The following is a 22592-nucleotide window of genomic DNA, read 5'->3' as shown; positions in this document are numbered from 1 at the left end:
CCGGACGGCCCGTCGATCTTCCCCCGTCGGCGGGCTGTCCCTTTTTCCGGTTTTCCGGCCAAGAGGCCGCTCCCGCTCTTCCGGCCGGGAGACCACTCCGGCACTCAAGCTTTGGCCTCAACTTCCCTCTCCGGAGCGGAAGTTGTAACAGAGTTGCGTCGAAACGCGCGCGGGGGCTTCCCCGCTCCTGGCTCAGTGGTGCACTTGACAGTGTGGGCCGTCTCACACTCGGGGGAGAGACAATGAGCCAGCCACCGGCCGTCTGCGCCGACTGTTCCACCGCCACCGTGCCCGGGGCGGCGTTCTGCGGCGCGTGCGGGGCCACGCTGGCCGTCGCCGGGAGCGCGGACGCGGACCGGTCGGTGCCCCACCTCGCCGTGCCCCGCTGGACCGGCGGCCGGGACCTGACCCGGTACATGTGCGCGGCCGTCTACCTGGACCGGCAGTACGCCGACTCCCTGATCAGGGACGTCGCCGCCGAACCGCACCTCGGCGTGGCACCGGCCCCGGGCTGCGACGTACCCGTGGTGCTGCGCTACGCCTACGAGGCCAACGCGCGCCGGCACGCCAGGGACCTGCTGCTGGCCGTGGAGTTCCTGGTGCTGGTCCTCGGCCTGCTGGTGATCCACAGCGGCCTCGCCGTGTTCCTCATGCTGCTGTTCGGCTGGCTGACCACGCTGGTCTTCGCCCTCTCCACCCAGTACGGCGAGCGCCTCCAGCGGCTGCGGCCCGACCGGTTCGACCCGGCGCAGGCACCGCCGCCGCCCAACGAGTCCGCCGCCCGGCGGCTGCGCCAGATCGACGAGTACGCGCGCGGCAACCTCACCGTCTACAGCGGCTTCTCGCCGTTCACCGGATACGGCCAGGAACTGGACTCCTGGTCGCTGGTCTTCGACGTGACCGCCTCCGGGCGGGAGGGCGTGCGGCCGCGGGACTTCGACGTCGCGGACCTGTACGCCCATATCGCCCGGCGGGTCGGCGAGTTGTCGCTGCCCTGCCTGGAGCTGGAGGAGCGGGTGTTCGTGGAGGGCTCGGCGCTGCTGGGCGACACCCGTTTCCTGCCGGACCCGCTCGGCCGCCCGGTGGCCCGGATCGGCGCCGACCGGCTGGACGCGCTGAAGCGGGACCCGGAGGAGACCGCCCGCGCCTATCTGGTCACCCACTCCTCGGGCTGGGGCGGGGAGCTGGTGACCTCGGTGTTCCTGCGGCTGGTGCGCTCGGACTCCAACCTGTTCGTGGAGGCCCTGCCCACCGTGCTGTGCCCGCTGCTGGACCGCTACCGGACCATCGACTCCCTGATGCCGGCCCCCTCGCCGCGCGAGTTCCTGTCGATGGCGCTGCAGAGCCTCGCCAGCACCCCGTTCGTGATGATCGCCTCGCCGGGGCGCGCGGTCACCGGCTTCTTCCCCGACTTCGGGATGCGCAAGCGGCTGAAGAAGCAGCACCGGCAGATCACCCGGCTCGGGGTGTTCGACTACGGGGCGCGCAAGAGCGTGCGGCAGCTCGCCTCCGCCACGGACCACCACCGCTACTTCCAGAAGGTCGACTCCGGGATGGTCCTCAAGACCGTCGAACGGCGGATTCTGGACGCCCTGGTGGAGTTCGCCGTGGAACACGACATCGACGCGGGCGATCTGATCAAGCGTCAGGAAACCATCATCAACAACGGCATCATCGCCACCGCGGGGGCGAAGGTCGAGTCGAGCGCGGTCGCCTCGGGCGACAAGTCCCGCATCTCGGCCATCCTGAAGAAGATCCCGCGGCCCAACACCGACTGACAACCACCGCATACGCAACGGACGAACGGGGACCGGCATGCACCAGCGCAGCAACGACGGCGTCATCGCGACGGGGAACGCGCAGGTCAGGAACACGGTGGTGGCGAGCGGCAGCAACGCCCGCGTCGACTTCCGGGTCACGGAGGAAGAGGCGGAGCGGACCGGGGGCCGGCCGCTGACCCCGCAGGAGATCAGCGACCTGCTGGCCCGGTTCGTCGAGGAGCTGCGCCGCTCGGACCACCCGGAGCGGGAGGACCTGGCGGAGTTCGCCGAGGACGCGCGCGAGGAGCTGGCCGCGCCCGAGCCCCGTACGGGCAAGCTGCGCCGGGTCGCGAAGGCGCTGGTGGAGGCCGTGCCCGGGTTCGCCGGGCTGGCCTCGCTCGCGGTGACCATCGAGGAAGCCGTCCGCGGCCTGTAGCCGGAGAGCGGCACGGAGACGGAAAACGGGCCGGAGACGGAGAGCGGCCTGTAGCGGAGAGCGGGCCGGAGACGGAGAGCGGGGGCCATGCATTTCTGTGTTCACTGCGGCGCGCGCGTCGAGGACGCCGCGCGGCCGGACTGCCCGGACTGCGGGGCGCCGCGCGCCGCGCCCGAGCCGGCCGGGGGCGGGTATGTGCGCGTCGGCGCCACCCGGCTGCCGGTCTGGCTGCCCTGGGCGCTGCTGGCGGTGCTGGTGGCCGGCGGGGTGACGCTCGGGGTGGCCGTCGCGGACGGCCCCGACACCCCGTCGGCGGGCGGCTGGTCCGGCGTCACCGTGTCGCCCGGCGGGTCCTACGACGGCTGGACCTCCCTGCCGTCCCCCACCGACGGCGGGTACACCACACCGGCGGTCACACCCGACTACGACGACAGCGGCGGATACGACGACACCCCGACGCCCGAGCCCTCGGCGGAGGAACAGGACGCGAGCGCGGTCGTCACCACGTACTACGACCACCTCAACGCCGGGGACTTCCAGGCCGCCTGGTCCATGGGCGGCGGCCGGCTCTTCGGCGGCTCCTACTCGGACTGGGTGGCGGGCTTCTCCTCCACCCGGCACATCGACGTCACCGCCTCCGACAACGGCGGCGGTGAGGTCGCCGCGGAGATCCGGGCGACCCAGACCGACGGCAGTGTGCAGGTGTTCCGGGGCACCTACACCGTGTCCGGCGGGCAGCTCGTCGGCGCCGACATCCGGCAGGTGTCGTAGCGCCCCCGCCCGCGCCGACAGGCCGCCGACGCGGCGCCGGTACCCGGTGTCGGCGCTCTGTCGGCGGTTTGTCAGTGGGGCCTGGCACTGTCTTCCCCATGACACGCATCGACGACAACCCCGCCGGCGGACGCTCCGCCGTGACCGTACGGGGGCTGGTCAAGCACTACGGCGAGACCAAGGCGCTGGACGGTGTCGATCTGGACGTGCGCGAGGGCACCGTGATGGGTGTGCTCGGGCCGAACGGCGCCGGCAAGACCACCCTCGTACGCATCCTGTCCACCCTGATCACCCCGGACTCCGGGCAGGCCACCGTGGCCGGCTACGACGTCGTACGCCAGCCCCGGCAGCTGCGCCGGGTCATCGGTCTCACCGGCCAGTACGCGTCGGTGGACGAGAAGCTCCCGGGCTGGGAGAACCTGTACCTGATCGGCCGGCTGCTGGACCTGTCCCGCAAGGAGGCCCGGGCCCGCGCCGACGAGCTGCTGGAGCGGTTCTCGCTGACCGAGGCCGCCCGGCGCCCGGCCGGCACCTACTCCGGCGGCATGCGGCGCCGGCTGGACCTGGCCGCCTCGATGATCGGCCGGCCGGCCGTGCTGTACCTGGACGAGCCGACCACCGGCCTCGACCCGCGCACCCGCAACGAGGTGTGGGACGAGGTCAAGGCGATGGTCGGCGACGGCGTCACCGTGCTGCTCACCACCCAGTACATGGAGGAGGCCGAACAGCTCGCCTCCGAGCTGACCGTGGTGGACCGCGGCCGGGTCATCGCCAAGGGCGGCATCGAGGAGCTCAAGGCCCGCGTCGGCGGGCGCACCCTGCGGGTGCGGCCGGTCGACCCGCTCCAGCTGCGCCCGCTCGCCGGCATGCTGGACGAACTGGGCATCACCGGGCTGGCGTCCACCACCGTGGACACCGAGACCGGGACCCTGCTGGTGCCGATCCTCAGCGACGAGCAGCTGACCGCCGTGGTCGGCGCGGTCACCGCGCGCGGCATCACCCTGTCCTCCATCACCACCGAACTACCCAGCCTGGACGAGGTGTTCCTGTCCCTCACCGGCCACCGCGCCAGTGCCCCGCAGGACGCCCCGCCCGCCCGCCAGGAGGTCGCCGCATGAGCACCGCCACCCTCTCCCCGGCCGCCGCGCAGGCCGATACGCCGATCCCGCTGCGGGCCCACCTGCGGCACACCGGCGCGCTGATCCGCCGCAATCTGCTGTGGATCCGCCAGGACCCGGAGTCGATGTTCGACGCCATCCTGTTCCCGGTCGTCTTCACCCTGCTGTTCGTGTACGTCTTCGGCGGCTCCATCGGCAAGTCGCTGGGCGGCGGCCAGGAGCAGTACGTGCAGTACGTGGTGCCCGGACTGCTCGCCATGATGGGCATGAACATGGCCCAGGGTGTGGGCACCGGCTTCAACCAGGACTTCAACTCCGGTGTCATGGACCGCTTCCGCTCGCTGCCCATCGGGCGCGGCTCGGTGCTCTTCGCGAAGATCGCGGTGGAGCTGATGCGGATGCTGTTCGCGACGGCGGTACTGCTGGTGGTCGCCCTGCTCGTGGGCTACGACGTGGGCAGCTGGAGCGGTCTGCTCGGTTCCGTGGCGCTGTCCGCGCTGTTCGGGTCGGCGCTGATGTGGGTGTTCCTGACCCTCGGCGTGGTGATGAAGAACGCGCAGTCGGTGCAGGCGATGGGCTTCCTGGTGCTGATGCCGCTCCAGTTCGGCTCCTCGATCTTCGCGCCGACCCAGTCCATGCCGGGCTGGCTCCAGGCGTTCACCGACTACAACCCGCTCTCCGCGCTGGCCGACTGCGCGCGCGGGCTGATGGAGGGCGGCCCGGTGGCGCACGCCCTGTGGGTGACGGTCCTCTGGTCGGTCGGGCTGACCGTGGTGATGGCCCCGGTCGCGATCCACAAGTTCCGTACGAAGAGCTGACGCCGCGCGACCGTCAGACCAGGGCGGTGGCCTCCGCGAGGGAGAGGCCACCGCCCTCGGCGTACGCGGCCTCGTACGACCGCTCGTCCAGCCGGGCCCGGAGCCGGGCCTCGGCCAGGTCGCGGATCCGCAGCTCCACGCCGGCCACCACATGACCGGCCGGCAGCAGCGCCTGGGCGGCACCCAGGCAGCGGGCGGCGTCGGCGGCCCGCTCGCCGCCGTCGGTGTCGGCGAGGGCCATCGCGGCGGCGGTGAGGCAGACGGAGTGCAGATGCGGGGTGAGGGCCTGGGACAGTGGTTCGGCGCTGAGCCGCAGTGCCTTGCGGGCCAGGGTGAGGGCCGTCCCGGTCCGCCGGTCCAGGGCGTCCAGCAGGGCCTCCTGGCACGTCAGCAGGGAGTCGAAGATGACGAACCGGGCGACGGGGAGTTCGGCGCGCATCACCCGTAGCTGCTCGCGCGCCTCGGCGGTGCGGTCGGTCAGGCCGAGCCAGGAGGCCAGGTGCAGCCGGGCCATCGTGGTCGCCTCGTTCGGCGCGCCGTCCTGGTCGGCGATGACGTCCCGGAGCATCCGCTCACCGCGCTCGCTCTCGCCGGACTCCAGCAGGACGCCGCCGAGCCGGGCGCGCAGCACGGCCGTCTGGGTGCGGGCGCCGAGGCGTTCGGCGTGCTCGATGGCGGCCCGGTAGTCGGCCGCCGCCCTGTCGTAGGCGGCCCTGCGTTCGTTGGCCTCGCCACGGGCGGCCAGGGCCTCGGTGGCGCCCCAGGCGTCGCCGAGGCGGCGGAAGATCTCCAGCGACTCGTCGGCGTCCCGGGTGGCGTCGCCCGTCCAAGCGGCCCGGTTGGACAGGAAGTTGGCGCGCAGGTACAGCACTCCGGCCAGCTCCCACTCGAAGCCCGGGGTCTCCCGGCAGGTCCGCACGCAGGCGTCCACGATGGTGTGCAGCCGGTCGGCGCCGCCGGTCAGCAGCACGGCGAAGAACCACAGCAGGCCAGGTGTCCGGCAGGTCTGCGGCAGGCCGGGTTCGTAGACCTGGGCGATGGTGCGCAGCTTGGCCTGCGCGGCGGGCGTCTGCCAGGCGTCCATCTCGGTGTCCATGCAGGCCAGATGGGCCAGATGGACGCCGCGCCGGGCCTCCGCCAGGGCCTCGCCGGTGTACGGGGGCGGGGTGTCGGTGCAGCGCTGCCAGACGGGTGCGGCGGGGCTCGCCGGTTCGGCGAACGGGTCGGGGCCGAGCGCCATGACCTCCCGGCACCAGTTGCGGGTCTCCACGCGCTGGTCGCGCATCTGCCAGAACCACAGCAGGGAGTGGACCAGGCACAGCCCCTCCTGCTCGTTGCCGAGGGCGAGGGCGTGCCGGAAGGCGGTGCGCAGGTTCTCGTACTCCAGCTGGAACCGGCCGATGGCGGCGAGCTGTTCGGGGCCGCGCAGCAACGGATCGGTGGTGCGGGCGAGTTCGCGGTAGTACGTCAGGTGGGCGCGTTCGGTCTCGGTGCGCCGCCCGGTCTCGGCGAGCCGTTCGGCGGCGTACTCGGCGACGGTCTCCAGCAGCCGGTAGCGCATGCCGCCGGCCGCGGGCGCGGCCACCACCAGGGACTTGTCGACCAGGGAGCCGAGGGCGTCCAGCGCGGCCGGCCCGCACACGGCCTCGGCGGCGGCCAGGTCGCAGCCGCCGGCGAAGACCGACAGCCGGGCCAGCACGTCCCGTTCGGCGGCGTCCAGCAGGTCCCAGGACCAGTCCACGACGGCTCTGAGGGTCTGCTGGCGGGGCAGCACGGTGCGGCTGCCGGAGGTGAGCAGCCGGAACCGGTCGTCCAGCCGGTCGGCTATCTGCCGGGGGGTCAGCATGCGCAGCCGGGCGGCGGCCAGTTCGATGGCGAGCGGGAGTCCGTCCAGGCGGCGGCAGATCTCGGCGCACGCCTCCGGGTCGTCGGCCACCCGGAAGCCGGGGCGGGCCGCCGCGCCGCGCTCGGCGAGCAGCCGCAGCGCGACCGGCTCGGGCAGCGGTTCCACGGGCCGCACCAACTCCCCCGGTACGCCGAGGGGTTCCCGGCTGGTGGCGAGGACGGTCAGCTCCGGGCAGCGGGCCAGCAGGGACTCCGCGAGCCGGGCGGCGGCGTCCACGACGTGCTCGCAGTTGTCCAGCACGAGCAGCATCCGGCGCCGGGCGCAGTGCTCCACGAGCCGTTCGAGGGGGTCGTCGTGCCGGTCGGCGACCGCGCGCATGCCGTCCACGCCGGCGCCGTGCAGCACGGTGTCCCGGGCGCCGATGGCGGTGAGCACGGCCTGGGGCACGGCGTCCGGGTCGTCCACGGGGGCCAGTTCGGCGAGCCACACCCCGTCCCGGACGCGGTGCCGTACCGCCTCGGCGGCCTCCTGGGACAGCCGGGTCTTCCCGGCGCCGCCGGGCCCGAGCAGGGTGACCAGGCGGGTCCCGGCGAGGTCGGCGGCGATGGCCTCCAGGTCGGCTTCGCGGCCGACGAAGGAGGTGAGCCGGGCGGGCAGGTTGCCCGGGGCGGCGGGCGCGGCGGGCGCCGGTTCCGCGCGCAGCAGTTCGGCGTGCAGGGCGCGCAGCTCCGGCCCGGGGTCGGAGCCGAGCCGGTCGGCGAGCAGCCGGCGTACGTCCTCGTAGGCGGCCAGGGCCTGGGCGGGGCGGCCGGTGTCGCGCAGGGCGCGCAGCCGCAGCGCCTGGAGCGGCTCGTCCAGCGGGTGGTCGTCGCACAGCGCGGTCAGCTCGGGCAGCGCCTGCTCGGCCCGGCCGAGGGCGAGTGCGGCGGCGTGCCGGGCGCGCCGGGCGTCGAGCCGGCGGGTCTCCCAGCGGGCCGCCTCGGCGGTGCGGTCGGGCAGGTCCGGCAGGGCGGGCCCGTGCCACAGGGCGAGGGCCTCGTCGAGGACGGCGGCGGCCTTGGCCGGGTCGCCGTCGGCGAGGGCGGTCAGGCCGTCGCCGGTGAGCCGGTCGAAGCGGGTGAGGTCGACGTCGTCGGGGGCGGCGGTGAGCCGGTAGCCGCCGTCGGCGGAGGCGACGGCCTCGGCGCCGAGGGCGCGGCGGAGCCGGCCGACGAGCGCCTGGAGGGCGCCGGTGGCGTCGGCGGGCGGGTCGGCGCCCCACACCTCGTCCACGAGCACGGCCGTGGGCACGGTCCGGCCGGCCCGCAACGCGAGCACGCTGAGCAGGGTACGCAGCCGCGCCCCGCCGACCGGGACGGCCGTGCCGTCGGGGCGGAACGCCTGGGTGGTGCCGAGCAGCCGGTAATACACGGGGTCCATTGTCTCCGGAGGGGGCGCGAACGGTGATCGGTGGTGGGGGCGGCCGGTGTCGGAAAGGGGGCGGGAGGGTGCCGGGACGGCCACCGGCTCGGCGAGAGCGGCGCTCGCCGGTCACGACCGGCGCGACCGCCGGGGACGATCGCCGACTGGACGGGGAGCCGCGTCCGGCGAACACGACCGGTGAAGCCGCCGGGGACGACCACCCACCGGACCGGAGCCGCACCCACCGGACGCAACCGGTGAGACTGCCGGAAACGGCCTCCCACAGGATGGCGAACCCACCCACCGAACCAACCGGCCGACCTCCCGGAACGACCGCCCGATGGGCGGAAGCCCCACCCACCGGACACGACCGGCCAGGCTGACGGCGTGGCACCCGGCGGGCCGGTGGCGGGGCAGGCGCGCGTGGTGGTCGGGGCGGTGGCGCGGGCCAGTGCCCGACGGCCATGCCCCCGGCCCCCGCCGTCAGGGGCGGTCGCCCGTCGGCTCCAGGGTGACCAGAGCGCCGACCGTGCGGTGCAGCCGCTGGGGGCCCGGGTCCGGGCCGGGTTCGTCGGGCTCGAACCACTTCGGACAGCTGTCGGCGCTCTGGAGGGTGTACGCGCCGGGCACCGCCTCCCAGCGGTACGGGGAGGGGAGGACGACCAGCCCCTCGGAACCCGCGGCCGGGTCGGGCGCGCGGTCGAGGCGTTCGCGGGCGCGCCGGTCCGTGTGGACCAGGTATTCCTGGCGGACCAGCTCGACGGCGCGGACCCTGCCGGTGGCCGGGCGGGTGCGGTCGCCGTGGTTCTCCACCCACGCCTCGGCCCCGTAGCACCGCTCCCGGTGTTCCTCCGTGGTCACGGCGACCAGCGGCCAGGCCACCTCGTCGCCCACCGCGAACGGCCGCCCGCAGCACTCCATCTGCCAGCCCTCGTAGAACACCCGCATCCCTGTCATCCCCCCAACCTTCCAGGAACCCGGCGGCGACGGCGAGACGTTTTCCCCGTATGCTCTCGGATCTTCCCGGAGTCCCTCGCCACGTCCCTCGTCACCACAGGAGCCGATGCATGACCACCGCCACCACCCGCCCCGGCGACCGGCAGGTCAGTCCCGTGTTCGTCGGCATCCTGGCCGTGACGGCGGTGACCGGCTGGGCCACCTGGACCGGGTACGCCGAGCAGCCGGGCGTCGCGGTGTTCCTGTTCGTGACCGCGGCCTGGATCGTCTCCCTGTGTCTGCACGAGTACGCGCACGCGCGCACCGCCCTGCACAGCGGGGACATCTCGGTCGGCGCGAAGGGCTACCTCACGCTGAACCCGCTGAAGTACACGCACGCGCTGCTGAGCATCGTGCTCCCGGTGCTGTTCGTGATCATGGGCGGGATCGGTCTGCCCGGCGGCGCGGTGTTCATCGAGCGGAACCGCATCCGGGGCCGCTGGCGGCACAGCCTGGTCTCGGCGGCGGGCCCGCTGACGAACGTGCTGTTCGCCGCGGTGTGCACGGCCCCGTTCTGGCTGGACGCGCTGGACGGCGTGCCCGCGGACTTCCGGTTCGCGCTGGCGTTCCTGGCGCTGCTCCAGGTGACGGCGGCGATCCTGAACTTCCTGCCGGTGCCGGGCCTGGACGGCTACGGCGTGCTCGAACCGTGGCTGTCGTACAAGGTGAAGCGGCAGGTGGAGCCGTTCGCCCCGTTCGGGCTGCTCTTCGTGTTCGCGGTGCTGTGGCTGCCGTCGGTCAACGAGGCGTTCTTCGACGTCGTCGACGCGGTCATGCGGGCGCTGAACGTGGACATGTTCTCCCAGTACTGCGGCGACGCCCGGTACCGCTTCTGGGAGGAGAGCCCGGCGATCTGCTCGCTCGGTTCGTGACCGGCTCGTTCAGCTCGTGACGGACGTGTCGCGGGCGGCCTCGGTCCGGCCGCGCTTGACGTAGTACCAGGTCATGTTGGACGACAGCCCGGCCAGCAGCACCCAGACGATCCCCAGCCAGCTGCCCTGGACGAAGGAGACGACCGCCGCGGCCACGGCGAGGACGCAGACGACGAGGGTGTAGAGGGCGATGCGGGGCATGACGGGGGGCTCCTGTCGGGGACACTGCTCGGAACTGCTTCGCGGACCAGTGTCCCCCATGGGCTCCGGCGGCTCACACGTCGGTCACGCGCAGCCCGCCGTGCGCCTTGTACCGGCGGTTGACGGAGATCAGGTTGGCGACCAGCGACTCCACCTGGTGGGCGTTGCGCAGCCGGCCGGCGAAGATGCCGCGCATGCCGGGGATGCGGCCGGCCAGGGCCTGCACGATCTCCACGTCCGCGCGCTGCTCGCCGAGGACCATGACGTCGGTGTCGATGCTCTCGATCTCCGGGTCCTGGAGCAGGACGGCCGACAGGTGGTGGAAGGCGGCGGTGACCCGGGACTCCGGCAGCAGCGCGGCGGCCTGCTCGGCGGCGCTGCCCTCCTCGGGCTTGAGGGCGTAGGCGCCCTTCTTGTCGAAGCCGAGCGGGTTGACGCAGTCCACGACGAGCTTGCCGGCCAGTTCCGCGCGCAGCGCCTTCAGGGTGTCGCTGTGGCCGTCCCACGGTACGGCGACGATCACGATATCGCTGCGGCGGGCGGCCTCGGCGTTGTCGGCGCCCTCGATGCCGTGGCCGAGTTCGGCGGCGGCCGCCTCGGCGCGGTCGGCGACGCGGGAACCGATGATCACCTTCTGCCCGGCCCGGGCCAGCCGGTAGGCGAGGCCCTTGCCCTGCGGTCCGGTGCCGCCGAGCACGCCTACGGTGTACCCGGAGACGTCGGGCAGGTCCCAGGGGTCCTTGGCGGGGGCCTTCTGTGCACTGTCGGTAGAGGTCATGGCCCGACTCTACGTCCGGTCCTGCCGGGGCACCGGCTCAGGTCAGCCGCCGTACCGGCACCCGGCGGAAGGTGATCGTCTCGTAGGGACCGAAGTCGCCCGTCTCGTACAGCAGCCCCACCGTGCGCGGGTCGACGCGGACCAGGTCGGAGTAGGCGGCGGGCAGTCCGTCGGCGGTGTAGGCCGGGCGCCAGGTGGTGCCGCCGTCGCGGGAGACGCGGATCGTCATCAGGGCGCGGGCGTTGCCGGGGTCGGCGGGGGCGGAGAACAGCAGCAGGTCGGGGTCGCGGAGCTGGAGGACGGCGGCCTGGCAGACGGGTGCGGTCAGGCCGGCCTGCGGGCGGAAGGGCTTGAGGAGCGTCCTGCCGCCGTCCGGGGAGTGGGCGTCGGCGCGGTTGCCGGGTGAGGGCGAGTCGTTGCGGGCGTTGAGGTAGACGCGGCCGTCGGGGAGTTCGGCGGCGGTGGTCTCGTTGACGTTGACGTAGCCGTCGGTGTTGTCGTCCAGGTAGCCGAGGTACCAGTTCTCGCCGCGGTCGTCGCTGAGCAGGCAGTGCCCGCCGTTGTACTTCGCCTCGGCGCCGGTGTCGGTGCCGGTGGGCGGCGCGGTGTGGTTGGCCGGGACCAGGACCCGGCCGGAGGTCAGCTGGAGGGCGTGGCCGGGGGTGGTGGCGTACCAGCGCCAGCCCGGTGTCTTCACCTGCTGCGTGATCTCCCTGGGCGCTGACCACGTCACCCCGTCGTCGTCGCTGTGCTGCACCCACACCCGCCGGCCGTCGGCGTCCGGGACCTGCCCGCGCACGATGGCGGCCTCGGTGGCCCAGCCTGCGGCGCGGACGTGGACCAGCAGGACGCGGCCGGTGTCGAGGACGACGGGGGCGGGGTTGCCGGCGAGGTCGGTGCCGTTGCTCGCGGCGACCTGGAGCGGGCCCCAGGTCCGGCCGCCGTCCGTGGACCGCTTCAGCACGATGTCGATGTGCCCGTGGTCGGCGGCGGAGCCGGCCCGGCCCTCGCAGAAGGCGAGCAGGGTGCCGGCCCGGGTGGCGACGACGGCGGGTATGCGGAAGCTCGCGTACCCCTCGCGGCCCGCGCGGAAGGGGACGGTCACGTCGGTCGGGGAAACGGTCGGGTCGGTCACGGGGCGGCTCCTCGGTCACGGACGGTCGCATACGGTCGCGGATGGGCGTGCAGGGAGTGCAGGGGCGCGGGTGGGGCCTTGTGGAGCTGACGGGGGGCGCGTGCCGGGCCGGCACGCGCCGCGTACGGGTCTCTCGGGAGCCGTGTACGCGTCTCCCGCGGTTCCCGTATGGGGCGCCTTTTCCCCGGGTCGGGCGAATTCCCGGTGAACTCCCGGTCACGAGTGGCCCGTTGCGGCAGGATTCGGCCACATGGACGCCGTACGGGTCGCGTTGCTGCGGGAAGTGCTCGCCGGGACGGAGTGGCTGGGGGCCACCCGGAGATTCGCGGGCGTGCTGCGCGGGTCGGTGGTGGCGCACGGGGGCGGGCTGCTGCTGGTGGGCACGCCGGAGTACGAGCCCTGGCACCTGGCCGCGCACCTGGTGGACGAGGCCGCCTGGTCGGGCACGCCCGAGCTGGCGCCGACCCTGGTACGACAGCACGCGCGCCCGTCCGACCCCGCGCACCTGGCGGTCGGGCCGGGCCGGATCTCGGCGGCGCGGCGCGGGGAGACCCTGCTGGTGGTGGCGCCCGAGGAACCGGCGTCGCTGCTGGAGCGGGTGCACGACGCCCGGCGGGCCGGGGTGACGGTGCTGGCGCTGGGCGGCACGGGCGGGGGCGAGCTGGCCGCGATGGCCCATGACACGCTGGCCGTGCCGGAGGGCGCGGAGCTGGACCTGGACAGCGTGCAGCACCTGGTGAGCGCGGCGGCCGGCGAGAACGCGGGGTCCACGGGATGCCGGCGGGGCTTCCGCGACCGCCTGTCCCGCCTGACGGAAGCCCTGACGGCACCGCCGCCGGCCCCCTGGTGACGCGCCCGCCACCCCCGCAAAAGTGGTTGCCGTGCGGCGGCCCGCGGCTCAGCATGCCTGGGTGACCCGCGCCCTCCTCCCCGACCTCGCTCCCTGGAAAGCCTCCGCCGACTTCCGGCGGCTGTGGATGTCCGGGCTGATCAGCAACTTCGGCAGCTTCCTGACGTTCGTCGCGCTGCCCGTGCAACTGAAGGACCTGACGGAGTCCACCGCGGCCGTGGGCGCGATCGGTGCCGTGGAGCTGCTGCCGCTCATCGTGTGCGGCCTGTACGGCGGTGCCCTCGCCGACGCCCTGGACAAGCGCAAGCTGATCGTGTGGACGGAGGCCGGGCAGGGCCTGCTCAGTGCCGTCCTGTTGCTGAACGCCCTGCTGCCGCACCCCGCGGTCTGGCCGCTGTACGCCGTCGCCGCCCTCTCCTCCGCCCTGGTGTCCGTGCAGCGCCCGGCGCTCGACTCCCTGTGGCCCCGGATCGTCGCCCACGACGACATGCCGGCCGCGGCCTCGCTGAACTCGCTGCGCTGGACCGTCGGCGGGGTGGCCGGCCCGGCGGTCGCGGGCGTGGTCGTCGCCTACGCGGGCCTCGGCTGGGCCTACGCCGCCGACCTGCTGACCTTCGCCGTCTCGCTGCTGTACGTCCTGCGCATCGCCCCCTCCCCCGCCGCCGAGGAGGCCGCGAAGCCGGATCTGCGGGCCGTCGCGCAGGGCGCCCGGTACGCGTGGAGCCGCAAGGAACTGCTCGGCACCTACGCCGTCGACCTCGCCGCGATGTTCCTGGCCATGCCGCTGGCGGTGCTGCCGTTCCTCGCCGACGATCTCGATGCCGAGTGGGCGCTGGGACTGATGTACGCGGCCGTGCCGGCGGGGGCGCTGGTGGTGAGCCTCACCAGCGGCTGGACCTCGCGGGTGCACCGGCACGGGGTGATGGTGGTGCTGGCGGCGGCCGGCTGGGGCCTGGCGATCGCGGCGGCCGGGGTGTGCGGGAACGTGTGGCTGGTGCTGCTGTTCCTGACCGTCGGCGGCGGCTTCGACATGGTCAGCGGGGTGTTCCGGTCGGCCATGTGGAACCAGACGATCCCGGACGAGCTGCGCGGCCGGCTCGCCGGGATCGAGCTGCTGTCGTACTCGGTCGGCCCGCAGCTCGGCCAGGTCCGGGCCGGTGGGACGGCCGCCTGGGCGGGGGTGCGGGCCTCGGTGTGGTCCGGCGGTCTGGCGTGCGCGGGCGCGGTGGGGCTGCTGGCGCTGTGCCTGCCGGGGCTGATGACGTACGACGCGCGGACGAACGAGCACGCGGTGCGGATGCGGGAGCGGCGCGCCGCCGTCGCCTGATCCGGCCCGCTCAGTCCTCGTCGGCCCGCTCGCCGGACGGCGCGTCGTGCCAGCGCGGGTCGTTCTCCCATCGGAGGTTGCGCTCGGCGGCGGTCCGCATCGCGTCCCGGGCGGCCTCGGGGGAGGCGTACGGTCCGAACCGGTCCTTGCCCGGGCAGTCGGGGCCCTCCTCGACCGTCCCGTGCTCCAGGCAGTAGTACCACTCGCCCGGTTTTCCGGCCGTGCGCTTCTTGAACAGGGCCATGGACAGCTCCTCTCGCCACCGACATGTTCCCCCATGTCCGCTGGTTAGACTCGCTGGCATGTCTGGCCAGTCGCTGCTCGTACCAGGGGAGCTGTCTCCCACCCGTTCGGTTCCCGGAAACATCCGCCGCCCCGAGTACGTCGGCAAGCCCGCGCCGGCGCCGTACACCGGGCCGGAGGTGCAGACCCCCGAGACCATCGAGGCGATGCGGACCGCCGGCCGTATCGCCGCGCGGGCGATGGAGGAGGCCGCGAAGATCATCGCGCCGGGGGTGACCACGGACCAGCTGGACAAGGTCGCCCACGAGTACATGTGCGACCACGGGGCCTACCCGTCCACGCTGGGCTACCGCGGTTTCCCGAAGTCGCTGTGCACGTCCGTCAACGAGGTCATCTGCCACGGCATCCCCGACTCGACGGTCCTCAGGGACGGCGACATCGTCAACCTGGACGTGACGGCGTACATCGGCGGGGTGCACGGCGACAACAACGCCACGTATCTGGTCGGTGACGTGGACGAGGAGTCGCGGCTGCTGGTGGAGCGCACCCGGGAGGCGCTCAACCGGGCGATCAAGGCGGTGAAGCCGGGCCGGCAGATCAATGTCATCGGCCGGGTCATCGAGTCGTACGCCAAGCGCTTCGGCTACGGCGTCGTGCGGGACTTCACCGGGCACGGCATCAACTCGTCGTTCCACTCCGGGCTGATCATCCCGCACTACGACAGCCCGCACGCGACGACGGTGATGCGGCCGGGGATGACGTTCACGATCGAGCCGATGCTGACGCTGGGCACCCACGAGTACGACATGTGGGACGACGGCTGGACGGTCGTGACGAAGGACCGCAAGCGCACCGCCCAGTTCGAGCACACCCTGGTGGTCACGGACACCGGCGCGGACATCCTGACCCTCCCCTGAGGCCGGGCCCCCCTGGCCGGGTGCGGGAGGGGGACCCGGGCCGCCTCAGAACAGGGTGTCGGTGCAGTGGGCGCCGGCCCAGGTGATGTGGTTGTAGAACGAGGACAGCGAGCCCGCGTACGGGCTGCAGACGGGCTTGTCGTCGTTCTCGGTCGCCTGGGTGCCGGCGGCCGCCGTCGACGCGCCGGCGCCGGCCAGGGCGACGGCGAGGACGGTCGCGGCCAGGACGGATCTGATGCGCATGGTGCTCCTCTCGGGGGGTGGAGTGGTCACGCCCAGAGGTCCCCGTTCGCCCTCGCACGCACACGCGGTTCCACCCGGACGGCGCGCTGCCGGTCACCCGGACGCGCGTGGCCGTCAGCGCTCCAGGCGGACCCGGCCGCCGATCTCGGTCCAGCCGTGCGGCTGGGGCGCGGTCAGGATCTGCGAGCCGCGGCCCTGGGTGATGTTCAGGGCCCGGCCGAGCCGGTCGGTGAGCAGCAGCGCCGCGGCGCCGGTGGCCTCGTCCTCGTCGATCCCGTCGCCGCGGCCGGGAAAGGCGCGGGCACGGATCCGCCCGGCGGCCTCGTCCTCCCAGGCCCAGGCGTAGACCCACTCCCCCGGTGGCGGCACGTCGAGCGCGTCCACCTCGGCCGCGCTCGGGTACTGGCGCAGGGTGCGCGGCGGCGCCCACTGTGCGCGGGCCTCGATCCAGCTGAACTCGCCGTCCTGCCGGGCCCCGACCACACCGGCGGGGGTCACGAGCTCGGGCACGTCGAGCAGCCAGGCGGTGCCCACGCAGGGGTGCCCGGCGAAGGGCAGGCGCAGGGTGGGCGTATAGATGTCGATCACTCCGCGCTCGGGGTCGTCCACGAACACGGTCTCGCTGAAGCCGAGTTTGCCGGCCAGTGCCTGCCGGTCGTCGCGTCCGGGCAGCAGCGAGCCGTCGCGGACGACGCCCAGCTCGTTGCCGTAGCCGCCGTCCGGCCCGCAGAAGACGCGGAGTACGTCGTAGTCGGTCACCCGGGCATTGAAGCACCGCGGCGCCCGCCGGGGGCCACACCGGGCGTTTTGACCCTCCCTTTGCCGTGGCGTGATGTCCGCTTTGCGGCACCGCAACCAAGTCGTGTCTGTGAGCCCGCTGTGAGAGCCGAATCACAACAGTACGGGTACGGGCCGGATAAGCCTCGGGTAAGTTAGGGCAGCCTCACCATACGAATCGCCCTTGGAGCCTGCATGCGAGCCGTCCGACTGACCGTCACCGCCGCCGTGACCGCGGCCGCTCTGACCGCCCTTTCGGCCTGCACCTCGAAGAGCGACGCCAAGGACGGTGACGCCATCCGGGTCACCGCCGCCGACTCCACGTGCGACACCTCCAGCAAGTCCGTGCCGGCCGGCCAGGTCACGCTGAAGATCGAGAACAAGGGCTCGCGGGCGACCGAGGTCGAGATCCTCTTCCCGGACGACCGGATCGTCTCCGAGAAGGAGAACATCGGGCCGGGCACCAAGTACACCCTCACCGCCGAGGTGAAGGCCGGCTCCTACGAGATCGCCTGCCGGCCCGGCATGAAGGGCCACGGCGTGCGGCAGAAGCTGACCGTGACCGGCGGTGGCGCCACCGCCGAGCGCGACCCGAAGCTGGACGCGGCAGTCGCCCGGTACCGCACCTACGCCCAGGAGCAGGCCGACGAGACGCTGCCGAAGGCCGAGGCGTTCGCGAAGGCCGTCCAGGACGGCGACCTGGACGCGGCGAAGAAGGCCTACGGCCTCTCCCGCCTCGGCTGGGAGCGCACCGAGCCGGTCGCCGAGTCCTTCGGTGACATCGACCCGAAGGTGGACGTCCGCGAGGACGGCCTGGAGCCCGGCCAGAAGTGGACCGGCTGGCACCGCCTGGAGAAGGCCCTCTGGCACGACAAGAAGATCGGCGCCGAGGAGAAGGCCCTCGCCGGGCAGCTGGTGACGGACCTCAAGGACTGGCAGAAGCGCGTCGGCAAGGCCGAGATCACCCCGACCTCCATGGCCAACGGCGCCAAGGAGCTGCTGGACGAGGTCGCCACCGGCAAGGTCACCGGCGAGGAGGACCGCTACGCCCACACCGACCTCGTCGACTTCAAGGGCAACGTCGAGGGCGCGCGGAAGGCCTACGAGCTGCTGAAGCCGGTCGCCGCGAAGAACGACCCGGCGCTGACGAAGGAACTGGACAAGCAGTTCGCCGCGCTGGACGCCCTGCTCGACAAGTACCGCTCGGACAAGACCTCGTACGACTTCGTCTCCTACGACAAGGTCGGCAAGGACCAGCGCAAGGAGCTGTCGGACGCGGTGAACGCGCTCGCCGAGCCGCTGTCCAAGCTCGCCGCCGCGGTCGTGAAGTAGGCAAGGGAAGGGCGATGACCGACACCCAGGGGAGCAATCCGTCGCGCCGGGCGCTGATCGGCTGGGGCGGTGCCGGGCTCGCGCTCGGGGCCGCCGTGGCCGGCGGGGCCGTGGCCGTGGCCCAGTCGGGCGACGACAGGGACCCGGCGGCCGGCGAGGCGGGCGGCGCGGTGGACTTCCACGGCGCCCACCAGGCCGGCATCGCCACCCCGGTGCAGGACCGGCTGCACTTCGCCGCGTTCGACGTCAAGACCGACGACCGCGAGGCGTTCGTCCAGTTGCTGAAGGACTGGACCGAGGCGGCCCGCCGGATGACCGCCGGCCAGCCGGTCGGCGAGGGCGCCTACGGCGGGCTCCCCGAGGCCCCGCCGGACGACACCGGGGAGGCGCTCGGCCTCGATCCGTCCCGGCTGACGCTGACCATCGGCTTCGGTCCGTCGCTGTTCGACAGGTTCGGGCTGAAGGACCGGCGGCCCGAGGCCCTGGTCGACCTGCCCAAGTTCCCCGGCGACAACCTGGAACGCTCCCGCACCGGCGGCGACCTGTGCGTCCAGGCGTGCGCCGACGACCCGCAGGTGGCCGTGCACGCCATCCGCAACCTCGCCCGCATCGGCTTCGGCAAGGTGGCCGTGCGCTGGTCTCAGCTCGGCTTCGGCAAGACCTCCTCGACCACCCCGGGCGCGCAGACCCCGCGCAACCTCTTCGGCTTCAAGGACGGCACCCGCAACATCGCGGGCACCGAGACCGGCCGGCTGGACGAGCACGTGTGGGTCGGCGCCGGGGACGGCCCGGCATGGATGACCGGAGGCTCGTACCTGGTCGCCCGGCGGATCCGGATGAACATCGAGACCTGGGACCGCACCTCGCTCCAGGAGCAGGAGGACGTCTTCGGCCGGGACAAGCGCGAGGGCGCCCCGGTCGGCAAGGCCAAGGAGCACGACGAGCCGTTCCTGAAGGCGATGAAGCCGGACGCGCACGTCCGGCTCTCGCACCCGGACTCCAACGGCGGGATCACCATCCTGCGCCGGGGCTACTCCTTCACCGACGGCACCGACGGCCTCGGCCGGCTCGACGCCGGCCTGTTCTTCCTGGCCTACCAGCGGGACGTGCGCAAGGGCTTCATCCCGCTCCAGCGCAAGCTGGCCGCGCACGACGCGCTCAACGAGTACATCCAGCACGTGGGTTCGGCGGTCTTCGCGATCCCGCCCGGCGTCCGGGACTCCGGCGACTGGTGGGGCCGGACGCTGTTCTCGAAGGAGGCGTAGCCCGTGTTCTCCAACTACCTGATCGGCCTGCGCGAGGGACTGGAGGCGTCGCTCGTCGTCTGCATCCTGATCGCCTACCTGGTCAAGACCGGCCGCCGGGACGCCCTCAAGCCTCTCTGGACCGGCATCGGGGTCGCCGTCGCCATCGCCATGGGCTTCGGCTGCGCCCTGGAGTTCGGCTCGCAGGAACTGACCTTCCAGGCGCAGGAGGCGCTCGGCGGTTCCCTGTCGATCATCGCCGTCGGCCTGGTGACCTGGATGGTGTTCTGGATGCGGCGCACCGCCCGGCACCTGAGGTCCGAACTGCACGGCAAGCTGGACGCGGCACTCAAGCTCGGCACCGGCGCGCTGGTCGCCACCGCGTTCCTCGCCGTGGGCCGGGAGGGGCTGGAGACCGCCCTGTTCGTGTGGGCGTCGGTGCACGCCGCCTCCGACGGCACCCCGCGCCCGCTGATCGGGGTCGCCCTGGGCCTGGCCACGGCGGTGCTCCTGGGCTGGCTGTTCTACCGGGGCGCGCTGAAGATCAACCTGGCGAAGTTCTTCACCTGGACCGGCGGCATGCTGGTCGTGGTCGCGGCGGGCGTGCTGGCGTACGGCTTCCACGACCTCCAGGAGGCCGACTGGGTGCCGGGCCTGAACGACCTGGCGTTCGACATCAGCGGTGCCATCCCGCCGGACAGCTGGTACGGGACGCTGCTGAAGGGCGTGTTCAACTTCCAGCCGGATCCGACGGTCGTCCAGGTCACGGTGTGGGCGCTGTATCTGGTCCCGGTGCTCGCGCTGTTCCTCTCCCCGGTAGGGTTCGCCTCCGGGAAGGGGAAGGTGAAGGAGCCCGATGAGCAGGGAACGCAGCCCTCGGCGGCCTCGCAGGCGTGACCGGAACGCACTCATAGCGGCCGCGCTGACCGCTTTGTCGCTGACGGCGAGCGGATGCGTGGTGGTGCACGGGGAGCGCGAGGTGCTCCCCGCCGCCACCCGCGCCGAGGCCGCCAAGGCCGTCGCCGCGTTCACGGACGCGTACAACAAGGCCGACAAGACCTACGACAGCTCCGTGGACGCCCCCTATGTCACCGGCGCCCTCGCCGACATCGACTCCGCCCGGCTGAAGGCGGGGCGCGTCAACAGTCCCTCCGGCAACCCGGCCCACACCCCGCTGACCCTGACGGACGTGAAGATCACGATCGTCAAGAAGGCCGGCTGGCCCCGCTGGTTCGTCGCCGACGCCCGGGGCAACAAGGGCGGCGACGTCCGCTGGGTGCTCGTGTTCACCCGCGGCGACCTCGGCGAGCGGTGGCGGGTGGCCTATCTGACCCTCATGGCGCCCGGCACCGTACCGGAGTTCAAGAAGGACGCGGACGGCCGGGCCGAGGCCGTGCCCGCCGACACCACTGGACTGGCCGTCCGCCCCGACGAGTTGAGCAAGTCGTACGCGGCCTACCTGAAGAACGGCGGGACGGCCTTCGCGGACGGCCGCGACACCAGCGGGCTGCGCGCGGCCCGGAAGAAGGAGGCCGAGAAGCCCGGCCTGGTCCGGCAGTTCATCGACGAACCGCTGACCCACGGCGCCTACGCGCCGCTCGCGCTGCGCACGGCGGACGGCGGGGCGCTGGTGTTCTTCACCACGCACCACTACGAGAAGCGGACCGCCGCGACCGGCGCCACCGTGCCGATCCCCAACAACGACGTGCGGGCCCTGATCAAGGGCGAGGTGAAGCAGTCCCTGACGATGGAGTCCATCGCCAACGAGGCCGTGCTCGACCCGGCCGGCGGCGGGCCGGTACGGATGCTGGGGCGGGTGCAGGGACTGACGTCCGCGCAGGGCGGCTGAACCGCGGCGGACCGGTCGGCGGAGTCGGCCGGGCGCCGGGCGGTGAAGTCGGTTGGGAACCGGGCGGTGATGTCGGTTGGGAACCGAGTGGTGAAGTCGGTTGGGGGCGCCGGTTTCAGTGGCGCAGGGGCCAGGCCGCGCCCGGGTGGTCGGCCTCGGCACCGTGCCGGGCGCAGGCGTCGGTGAGCGCCTCCAGCAGGCTCAGCGGATCGGGCAGCGCGTGCTCCGGGCCGCGCACCCAGCGCACCCGCTGGTCGTCGTCGCCGGGCAGCCGGGCGGGCGGTACGAGGACGTAGGAGCCCCGGCAGTGCCAGCGCAGGCCGGGATGCTCGTCCATCGTCTCCGGATGGCAGTCCAGCTCGCAGGGCCACCACTCGTCCTCGTCCTCCGGGGTGCCCCGGGTGAGGGTGAAGAACAGCATGCGGCCGTCGTCGCTCTCGGCGACCGGACCGACCTCGATCCCGGCGCCGAGCAGCCGCTGAAGGGCCTCCCGGCCGGCCTCCAGGGGCACGTCGAGGACGTCGTGCACCATGCCGGTGGCGGTGATGAAGTTCGCCTGCGGCTGGTGCCGGGCCCAGCGCTCGATCTGCGCGCGGTCGGTGGTGGACTGCGTCTGCCAGGCGAACGACACCGGGTGCCGGGCGGGGGTGGGACAGCCGACGCGGTCGCAGGAGCAGCGGTAGCCGGGCGCGGGGTGCGCGGCGGGGGCGAGCGGCAGACCCGCGCCGGCGGCGGCGAGCAGCAGGGTCTCGCGACCGCCGTCGTCGGCGGCGCCCTCCTTCGGGCGGCGTCCGCGCAGCCACTGGGAGAGTTTGCCCTGCCGGCCCGACCGGCCGCCGAACGTCCCGCTCATCTATCCCCTCGCCTCGCTGGTGTAGCGGACAGCATGCCTTATCGTCCCATCTTCGCGTGGACCGGGGGGTCGGCGCAGGCGAGTGGCCGACTGTCACCGGCAGGGGTACGGGCGGTCAACGCGGCGCCAGGCCGTACAGGGCGTAGTCGACCAGGGTGTCCGTGTAGTCGTAGGTGATCGGGCCGGTGTGCTGGAGCCAGCGCTGGGCGAGCGGCGACACGAACAGTTCCAGGGCGATCCGGGGATCCACGTCGCGCCGTACCTGCCCGGCCTCCTGCGCCGAGCGCAGCCGGGCGACGTACAGCTGGAGCTGCGGTTCCAGGAGCCGGGACACGAAGACGCGGCCGAGCTGCTCGTTGACGACGCCCTCCGCGGTCAGCGCGCGCGCCGGTGCGTCGAAGCGGGGGTCGAGCAGCTCGTCCACCGTGGCGCGCAGCACCGCCTTGAGGTCGGCGGCCAGGTCGCCGGTGTCCGGGATGCCGGCGGTCTGGTCCGCGGCGGTCTCGTCCCCGGGCGTGCCGGGTCCGGCCGTGCCCTGCCTGGCCGCCTCGTACCCGGCCGTGTCGTGTCCGGCCTCCCGAGCCGTCTGTTCGGCGAGGTCCAGGAATGCCTCCAGCAGGACGTCCGCCTTGGAGGACCACCAGCGGTAGATGGTCTGCTTGCCGACCCCGGCGCGGGCGGCGATGCCCTCCACCGTGGTCTTCGGGTAGCCGACCTCCGCGACCAGGGAGAGGGCGGCGGCGTAGATCGCCCGGCGGGACTTCTCGCTGCGGCGGGTGGCGTCGGGGGCGGGCTTGCTGACCATGGGACCGAAAGTAACAAGCC

General features: G+C 73.2%; 23 protein-coding genes. 13 read left to right on the top strand and 10 right to left on the bottom strand.

Going from position 1 to position 22592, the window contains the following annotated elements:
* Positions 1–242 precede the first annotated feature (242 nt).
* The 5 genes from Srubr_RS38930 to Srubr_RS38910 all read left to right on the top strand — a co-directional run bounded on the left by Srubr_RS38930 (position 243) and on the right by Srubr_RS38910 (position 4903).
* Positions 243–1778 (top strand): zinc ribbon domain-containing protein, encoded by a 1536-nt coding sequence (locus Srubr_RS38930; protein WP_189996423.1) that lies wholly within the window; start codon positions 243–245, stop codon positions 1776–1778.
* A 37-nt stretch (positions 1779–1815) separates the two neighbouring features.
* Positions 1816–2196 (top strand): hypothetical protein, encoded by a 381-nt coding sequence (locus tag Srubr_RS38925; protein WP_189996422.1) that lies wholly within the window; start codon positions 1816–1818, stop codon positions 2194–2196.
* 87 nt (positions 2197–2283) lie between these two features.
* Positions 2284–2967 carry a zinc ribbon domain-containing protein gene (locus tag Srubr_RS38920; protein ID WP_189996421.1) on the top strand — a complete coding sequence of 228 codons (684 nt, stop codon included), beginning with the start codon at positions 2284–2286 and terminating at the stop codon, positions 2965–2967.
* Between the two features lie 98 nt (positions 2968–3065).
* Complete coding sequence (locus tag Srubr_RS38915; protein WP_189996420.1) at positions 3066–4085, top strand: ATP-binding cassette domain-containing protein; 1020 nt, start codon at positions 3066–3068, stop codon at positions 4083–4085.
* Positions 4082–4903, top strand: coding sequence for an ABC transporter permease (locus Srubr_RS38910; RefSeq protein WP_189996419.1), 822 nt, complete (start codon positions 4082–4084; stop codon positions 4901–4903). The genes Srubr_RS38915 and Srubr_RS38910 overlap by 4 nt, the downstream gene beginning before the upstream one ends.
* Positions 4904–4916: 13 nt before the next feature.
* Here the strand turns inward: Srubr_RS38910 and Srubr_RS38905 are convergent, their stop codons facing one another.
* Together Srubr_RS38905 and Srubr_RS38900 are read right to left on the bottom strand one after the other, a co-directional pair.
* Positions 4917–8168, bottom strand: a complete 3252-nt coding sequence (locus tag Srubr_RS38905; protein ID WP_189996418.1) for a BTAD domain-containing putative transcriptional regulator — start codon at positions 8166–8168, stop codon at positions 4917–4919.
* Positions 8169–8633: 465 nt separating this feature from the next.
* Positions 8634–9107: a DUF6578 domain-containing protein gene (locus Srubr_RS38900; protein WP_189996417.1), complete on the bottom strand. Its 474-nt coding sequence runs from the start codon at positions 9105–9107 to the stop codon at positions 8634–8636.
* A 110-nt stretch (positions 9108–9217) separates the two neighbouring features.
* Here Srubr_RS38900 and Srubr_RS38895 point away from each other — a divergent pair, with 110 nt between their 5' ends.
* Positions 9218–10018, top strand: coding sequence for a site-2 protease family protein (locus Srubr_RS38895; RefSeq protein WP_189996416.1), 801 nt, complete (start codon positions 9218–9220; stop codon positions 10016–10018).
* A gap of 9 nt (positions 10019–10027) precedes the next feature.
* Here the strand turns inward: Srubr_RS38895 and Srubr_RS38890 are convergent, their stop codons facing one another.
* The 3 genes from Srubr_RS38890 to Srubr_RS38880 are packed head-to-tail and all read right to left on the bottom strand — an operon-like array spanning position 10028 to position 12132.
* Positions 10028–10279 (bottom strand): hypothetical protein, encoded by a 252-nt coding sequence (locus Srubr_RS38890; RefSeq protein WP_189996415.1) that lies wholly within the window; start codon positions 10277–10279, stop codon positions 10028–10030.
* Positions 10280–10292: 13 nt separating this feature from the next.
* On the bottom strand, positions 10293–10997 hold the full coding sequence (npdG, locus tag Srubr_RS38885; RefSeq protein WP_189996414.1) for an NADPH-dependent F420 reductase: 705 nt from the start codon (positions 10995–10997) through the stop codon (positions 10293–10295).
* Positions 10998–11034: 37 nt separating this feature from the next.
* On the bottom strand, positions 11035–12132 hold the full coding sequence (locus Srubr_RS38880) for a sialidase family protein (protein ID WP_189996413.1): 1098 nt from the start codon (positions 12130–12132) through the stop codon (positions 11035–11037).
* Between the two features lie 250 nt (positions 12133–12382).
* On the opposite strand from Srubr_RS38880, the gene Srubr_RS38875 reads away from it, so the two are divergent.
* Both Srubr_RS38875 and Srubr_RS38870 read left to right on the top strand, forming a co-directional pair.
* The gene (locus tag Srubr_RS38875; RefSeq protein WP_189996412.1) at positions 12383–12982 is read left to right on the top strand and encodes a phosphoheptose isomerase family protein; all 600 of its coding nucleotides are present in this window, start codon (positions 12383–12385) and stop codon (positions 12980–12982) included.
* Between the two features lie 61 nt (positions 12983–13043).
* The gene (locus tag Srubr_RS38870) at positions 13044–14309 is read left to right on the top strand and encodes an MFS transporter (protein WP_308439906.1); all 1266 of its coding nucleotides are present in this window, start codon (positions 13044–13046) and stop codon (positions 14307–14309) included.
* A 10-nt stretch (positions 14310–14319) separates the two neighbouring features.
* Here the strand turns inward: Srubr_RS38870 and Srubr_RS38865 are convergent, their stop codons facing one another.
* Positions 14320–14553, bottom strand: a complete 234-nt coding sequence (locus tag Srubr_RS38865) for a hypothetical protein (protein WP_189996410.1) — start codon at positions 14551–14553, stop codon at positions 14320–14322.
* Positions 14554–14611: 58 nt separating this feature from the next.
* On the opposite strand from Srubr_RS38865, the gene map reads away from it, so the two are divergent.
* A complete protein-coding gene (map, locus tag Srubr_RS38860) occupies positions 14612–15469 on the top strand; it encodes a type I methionyl aminopeptidase (protein ID WP_189996409.1) in 858 nt (285 codons plus the stop codon).
* Positions 15470–15514: 45 nt separating this feature from the next.
* On the opposite strand, the gene Srubr_RS38855 is transcribed toward map, so the two are convergent.
* Both Srubr_RS38855 and Srubr_RS38850 read right to left on the bottom strand, forming a co-directional pair.
* Positions 15515–15712 (bottom strand): hypothetical protein, encoded by a 198-nt coding sequence (locus Srubr_RS38855; RefSeq protein ID WP_189996408.1) that lies wholly within the window; start codon positions 15710–15712, stop codon positions 15515–15517.
* Between the two features lie 114 nt (positions 15713–15826).
* Positions 15827–16471 (bottom strand): PhzF family phenazine biosynthesis protein, encoded by a 645-nt coding sequence (locus Srubr_RS38850; protein ID WP_189996407.1) that lies wholly within the window; start codon positions 16469–16471, stop codon positions 15827–15829.
* Positions 16472–16684: 213 nt separating this feature from the next.
* On the opposite strand from Srubr_RS38850, the gene efeO reads away from it, so the two are divergent.
* The 4 genes from efeO to Srubr_RS38830 are packed head-to-tail and all read left to right on the top strand — an operon-like array spanning position 16685 to position 20914.
* Complete coding sequence (efeO, locus tag Srubr_RS38845) at positions 16685–17821, top strand: iron uptake system protein EfeO (RefSeq protein WP_189996406.1); 1137 nt, start codon at positions 16685–16687, stop codon at positions 17819–17821.
* A 14-nt stretch (positions 17822–17835) separates the two neighbouring features.
* A complete protein-coding gene (gene efeB / locus Srubr_RS38840; protein ID WP_189996405.1) occupies positions 17836–19086 on the top strand; it encodes an iron uptake transporter deferrochelatase/peroxidase subunit in 1251 nt (416 codons plus the stop codon).
* Between the two features lie 3 nt (positions 19087–19089).
* Positions 19090–19962, top strand: coding sequence for an iron uptake transporter permease EfeU (efeU, locus tag Srubr_RS38835; RefSeq protein ID WP_189996404.1), 873 nt, complete (start codon positions 19090–19092; stop codon positions 19960–19962).
* Positions 19922–20914 (top strand): SCO2278 family lipoprotein, encoded by a 993-nt coding sequence (locus Srubr_RS38830; protein WP_189996403.1) that lies wholly within the window; start codon positions 19922–19924, stop codon positions 20912–20914. Before efeU ends, Srubr_RS38830 begins: the two co-directional genes overlap by 41 nt.
* 115 nt (positions 20915–21029) lie before the next feature.
* Here Srubr_RS38830 and Srubr_RS38825 read toward each other — a convergent pair whose 3' ends face one another.
* Complete coding sequence (locus Srubr_RS38825) at positions 21030–21767, bottom strand: bifunctional DNA primase/polymerase (protein ID WP_189996402.1); 738 nt, start codon at positions 21765–21767, stop codon at positions 21030–21032.
* A 115-nt stretch (positions 21768–21882) separates the two neighbouring features.
* A complete protein-coding gene (locus Srubr_RS38820) occupies positions 21883–22572 on the bottom strand; it encodes a TetR/AcrR family transcriptional regulator (protein ID WP_189996401.1) in 690 nt (229 codons plus the stop codon).
* Between the last annotated feature and the right edge of the window lie 20 nt (positions 22573–22592).

Source organism: Streptomyces rubradiris, assembly GCF_016860525.1.
Lineage (GTDB): Bacteria > Actinomycetota > Actinomycetes > Streptomycetales > Streptomycetaceae > Streptomyces > Streptomyces rubradiris.
Note: the sequence above shows the minus strand (reverse complement) of the source record. Positions and strands in the feature narration are given on the sequence as shown.